The 4888-nt window shown below is 39.4% G+C and carries 5 protein-coding genes and 1 pseudogene; 4 read left to right on the top strand and 2 right to left on the bottom strand.

Annotated features, from left to right (window positions below; genetic code table 11):
• Positions 1-146: 146 nt before the first annotated feature.
• Together CK510_RS26295 and CK510_RS26290 are read right to left on the bottom strand one after the other, a co-directional pair.
• Positions 147-608, bottom strand: a complete 462-nt coding sequence (locus CK510_RS26295; protein ID WP_245912446.1) for a hypothetical protein — start codon at positions 606-608, stop codon at positions 147-149.
• Positions 609-728: 120 nt separating this feature from the next.
• Positions 729-2288 (bottom strand): annotated as a pseudogene (locus CK510_RS26290) (hypothetical protein).
• A 423-nt stretch (positions 2289-2711) separates the two neighbouring features.
• Between CK510_RS26290 and CK510_RS26285 the strand changes: the two are divergent.
• The 4 genes from CK510_RS26285 to CK510_RS26275 all read left to right on the top strand — a co-directional run bounded on the left by CK510_RS26285 (position 2712) and on the right by CK510_RS26275 (position 4576).
• On the top strand, positions 2712-3035 hold the full coding sequence (locus tag CK510_RS26285; protein ID WP_095724475.1) for a helix-turn-helix domain-containing protein: 324 nt from the start codon (positions 2712-2714) through the stop codon (positions 3033-3035).
• Between the two features lie 403 nt (positions 3036-3438).
• A complete protein-coding gene (locus tag CK510_RS32050; RefSeq protein ID WP_158224966.1) occupies positions 3439-3579 on the top strand; it encodes a hypothetical protein in 141 nt (46 codons plus the stop codon).
• 353 nt (positions 3580-3932) lie between these two features.
• Positions 3933-4295 carry a DUF6876 family protein gene (locus CK510_RS26280; RefSeq protein WP_095724474.1) on the top strand — a complete coding sequence of 121 codons (363 nt, stop codon included), beginning with the start codon at positions 3933-3935 and terminating at the stop codon, positions 4293-4295.
• A gap of 89 nt (positions 4296-4384) precedes the next feature.
• Positions 4385-4576, top strand: coding sequence for a Pb-reticulocyte-binding protein (locus CK510_RS26275; protein WP_245912444.1), 192 nt, complete (start codon positions 4385-4387; stop codon positions 4574-4576).
• The last annotated feature ends 312 nt before the right edge of the window (positions 4577-4888 follow it).

Raw genomic sequence — 4888 nt, 5'->3', positions numbered from 1 at the left:
TAATTATAGAAAATAAGGAATCTAACTATATTCCAATGCGGGATAACCCGATAGTTCAATCTATTGGGAACTCAGGATGGCAAATCTCTGATATTTGGAGGGATATTCGAGTCGATAATTTTTCTGATTGAGAAAAATAAATGCCCCTATAGATTTATTAGTTTAAATATTGCTGCAATGTAAATACGGTTAGGAAAGCATCGCAGCAAAATTTCCACAGAATAATGGTAGGGTTTCCCATAGAACCACCCCTCCACAGTTCGTTCGTGATACCCAGTTAATGTCGATAAAGTAGTGAGACAAGCTTTCATATATCCTGTATGATTTCGTTCTCCATCGCACGGCAATTCGATTCCAGGATGGATGATTGGTATCCAAATTAAACACCATTCTTGTGGTGTCATGGGTTCGAGCATTGTGAAAAATATCTGTTGAATATTTTGTTTTTTTTGTGTTTGTCGCAATATAAACTTTGCGAACCACCGAGGAATTTTCTTGGTGTTAGTTTGTTGTTCAAGATGAAACTGCATTTCAATTTTTTTGTTTAACTGAATTTCCCCCATGTCAAATCCATCGCAATACTGCTCGGTTAAGCCTTTTTTGGGCATTAGAAACAACGAAATTTCAAGGATTACAGCCTACTTTATTTCCTTAACCGAGCAGTATTGAAATCCATCGCCATTTTTAATCAACGGCAAAATTCGACACAAATCTAATTTGATGTAAATCTAAAATGCGATTTCTTGCTGTTGATAGCTAGGAGAAGACGCTTTTAGATCGGAAATAAATTGAGCGATAAGCGAAGCTTAACGCCAAGGGCGTATCGCACTAATCCCCGTACACAACATCCCACTGGCAGCGCGATACCCTCGACGACTCCAACCGCTCCAACCAAATTTTTCCCCAATCTCGCCAAATTCAGCTAAAACTGCATCTGGTAATGAGCGAGCGCTCGTTTGAATTTGAGCCAGTTCTTCTTCGCGCGATCGCACCAAGTTTTGTAATCGTTCGACTTCGGACATCAACGGTTCGATAGTTTTCTCCAACTCCGAGTTAACCACCTTTGCCGCTTGATTGTTAAAGGTATTGCTCCAATTGTTCGCACTGGAGTTTTCGAGAGCTTTTTCTAACTCTGCCACTCGCTGCTCTAATTGTTGGTTTTTGGTTTGCAATGCTTGGAGCGATCGCATCTCCTCATCCTTCGCTGCAAGTTGTGCGAGTAAATCTTGGTTTTTCTGTGCAAGTGCGATCGCATGTTCTTGAGCAGCTTGAATTTCTCGTTTTGCTGCTTGCAGCGCTGCGTCTCGAATTTCTACAAAGCGTCCCTGTTCTAACTCAGCTTTTTCGCGATTATACTGGGCAATCGCATCTGTAACTTTTTGTTCGACTTGGACAGTAGTAAACAATTCTTGGGAAGTTGACTTTGCGATTGGTTGTTGAGTTTCTAGTTCGATTTGGTGTGGTTTGAGCAGGTGTTTGACTTCCATCCCCTGAGCGATCGTATGGTCAAGCAATACCCAGAAGTCATCTTGTCGCTTGGACATAATAATGCCACTGTAACCATTCCAACCCGTATTCTCTTCCTTAACGACAATTCGCATTCCAGGGACTAATTCAGCTGCGGGCACTGAAAGAAGTGGGGGAATATTGTTCTCTTTCCCTTCCTCTACCATTCTCTCACTCACCCCCTGCTGTTCGCATGGGTCAGAAATGGGAGTTTGGGAGCGAGATAGCGGGAGGGGATAGCAGTTCGCAATTCGTAATTCGCTGTTCGCAGTTAATTGCGAATTACGAATTGCGACTTGCGAATTGTTTTCGCTCCCAAACTCTTTCTTCACTTGTGCAGCAGTCTTTTTGCCAGATCGCACTAATTCTTTAACTAAATCATGGCTGACTTTGGTTAATTGTCGCAGTGCAGAAACACTCTACTGCTGGACGTTTTGGCGAACTAGACGTTGTACTTTTGCTGGGAGTTTGTCGAACCAAGCGCTGATTTCCATCGCGCTTTGTGCAATATAGCGAGATGCACCAAAATCAGGAGAAGCAAGCCATTCGGAAAATACTTTTTTCCCATTCGGGCACTCTTGCAGGCAGTCAAAGTAAAAATCCTGGAGCGATATCTGCGATGAGCTTCGCTAACGCCCTATTTCTATCAATCCATCAAAAGTTTGACGAACGAAGCCAAAGAAGTTGCCGAGAGTGGATTTTGCCTTTGCCTGTAAATCGGGTTTGGTAAAGCGATCGTAATCGAAGTTATACGCTATTGCAAAAGGCGCAGTTGTATTCATAATTAAAGATGTCCCGTTAAATATTGGGCAACCAAACCCTCCGAGCTAGATTGCGAGTCAGAGCGGGGGGTTTTGGCTATTAATTTGAAAATGCAGGGAAAGCAACACCATCTAAGTTTTCATTCCCCGCAGAAGCAATAATTACTTGCTGTTGTGTCATCATAGTCTTGACCTGAATATTGGGTCTACATTGAAGGCGATCGCCCGTTCTGCCAAGATAAAGATGCGATCGCTTTCTATTTATATTTTATTTTACTACAAGTTAGATTTTTAGATATACATCAAATATAAAAGTATTTAAATAATTTAAAATTAGCTATATGCAATTTAGATTTGGCTTTATGGAATAAGCAGATGCCAGTACATTAGAGGTGTTGAATTTATGTGCCTTAAACTTTGATTAGGTGGAGACTTAAAGAAATAATGGCTAGGTATAGCATCAAAGGTGTAGACCTAGCTCTTCGGCTGGACATTAGCACAAATGCAATGTCTAATTTGAGGAATTCTAAAACGATGCCACGGTTGGATGGGGTGGCATTAGATTTGTTATGCAATGCTTTAAATGATTTAGCACAAGATTTAGATAAAGCAATCGCACCAGCAGATTTACTTGATTACTCGCCAAGTCCGGTTAACCCAACAGATGCAGTCACTGTGTTTAGTTTAATTAAGCGTCGTCGCAAAAAAAGAGAACAGGATATTGGTAAAGGGCAAACTGGGGATAAAGATATTGCCAATGCTTCGTAAATATCCGGGCTGCTTTTGAGGGATGAGAAGTGCGATACGCTTTTACTGTTAAGCTACACTGCGGGTAGACACGGAGTGGCTTCTGTAGGTACGGTTTCGCCGTAGTTTGCTTCTCCGGAGGAGTACGCTAACCCTGTGTTTATCCCTCATAATTTTTCTATTGCTGCGATCGCAAATTCTCCACAAAAGTATTGCTTTAGGAAAATTTTCAGTAAGAGCATCCTCAAAATTGCTACAAGCATAATCAATTACTTAAGTGGGTATTGAAAATTAATTACACATGACGATTATGGACAGAGTGTAGTATTTGCAATGGTTTGGGATTTTCAAAATGTAACATTTATTTTCAACCAGCACTTATGGCTAACGCCAACCATGTGGGTGAAGTCAATGGAATAAGCCTGTGACCACCATAAACATCACATTCACTCACCCATTTGCCAAAGCTCCCAAATATACTTTTGGTGAACAAGTCGCAATTCAAAGTAACTGCAATCCCAAAGAATGGGCAACAGGAAAAGTTACAGGATTGCGATTAGATTAAGTAGTCGGACACAATTAATTACACAAAACTTGGGCTGAAATTATTACCTATCAAAGATATCCAAAAATCAGTATTGTAATTAATTCTGTCTGGTTACTTATGACTACACAAATAACTGGAACTACATAGTAGTTTTTGATTATCCACAAGGATTTTGTGAAGAATTTATCGAAGAAGATTTAGCAGCAGTTGACGAATTGGTTTGCTCAAAACTTTAGTCAAAATCAATAAATAACAACTGTCAATTACTAATCAATCAAAATTCTTTAACTGCTGGTATTTATTATCAGCAGTTTTTTTTACGGCTCACGCCTTTAGGGTTGTGAAGCCTGTAAAATCAAGGATTTTAAAACATGAAAACACCGCAACAAATAAGCAGTGAGCTTAAGCAATTTACTGGTTCCACTACTCTCTACAAACACTGGCTCGGTTTGAAATATACAGATGGCATCAAATATTTAGCCGAAGAAACTAGCTGCTATTGGTTATTGGATGCAATATTCTCACATCAAACAAAACAATTTCTCTCCAATCCTAGCTTACGAGAATTTCAAATCTGGCAGTTACGAGTTAAGAATAATTCTGGCATTTTGATTTGCGAATGGGATACAAAGCAAGAAGTATTACGCCAAGAAATTGAATATACGGATTTTCCACTAAGTCACATCAAGCTCTATTTGGTAGAAAGAATTCTCATGCTTACCAGTGAATATTAAGCTGCATCAAATCTGTAAATATTGTGAGAAAAATTATGGTATAAGCAATTAGCACTGAGCAAGCGTTTATCACAAATCTCGAACAATTTATGACCAAAGCTGACAAATTTATCAAAACATACTACTCAGGTATCAGCGAGGAAAGTCACGTTCGAGAAATCGTCCATGAGCTACAAAATTTGGTATCGGATACGGACTTACAGCAGTTGGAAATAGATTACGAATATCATTGTAAGATTAAAGATTTAATGGCTGACTGTGACGATTCTGCATGGTTTTAACTCACTTCGTTCGTAAGGAAGAAGGAAGGAGTTAGAGGGAAGAAGGGAAATCACTTTGTATCTTCTACTAAATGTGGAGAAATCCCAATTCCAGACTTCTTTCTTCTTACTTCTTCCGTCTTCCTTTGTTTTAAGAAGGCTAACGCCAATAGGGACATGAATGATTTAAGAGGTATTTGAATTATGGCTGCACGTAAACAATCAACAACTAATTTCCAAGCAATAGATAACTCAATTTTAGGCGAATATTCTGTTAGCGATTATTCAGAGCGAGTCTATACCAAAGTATACTATTCCATACGTTCTCTGTGT

It is taken from the genome of Brunnivagina elsteri CCALA 953 (assembly GCF_002289455.1).
In the GTDB taxonomy this organism is placed as follows: domain Bacteria; phylum Cyanobacteriota; class Cyanobacteriia; order Cyanobacteriales; family Nostocaceae; genus Brunnivagina; species Brunnivagina elsteri.
Note: the sequence above shows the minus strand (reverse complement) of the source record. Positions and strands in the feature narration are given on the sequence as shown.

Bases quoted from the DNA above. Each gene is read 5' to 3' on its own strand.
- CK510_RS26275 (WP_245912444.1), top strand. From the start codon at position 4,385: ATGACCAAAGCTGACAAATTTATCAAAACATACTACTCAGGTATCAGC.
- CK510_RS26295 (WP_245912446.1), bottom strand. From the start codon at position 608: ATGCCCAAAAAAGGCTTAACCGAGCAGTATTGCGATGGATTTGACATG.
- CK510_RS26285 (WP_095724475.1), top strand. From the start codon at position 2,712: ATGGCTAGGTATAGCATCAAAGGTGTAGACCTAGCTCTTCGGCTGGAC.
- CK510_RS26280 (WP_095724474.1), top strand. From the start codon at position 3,933: ATGAAAACACCGCAACAAATAAGCAGTGAGCTTAAGCAATTTACTGGT.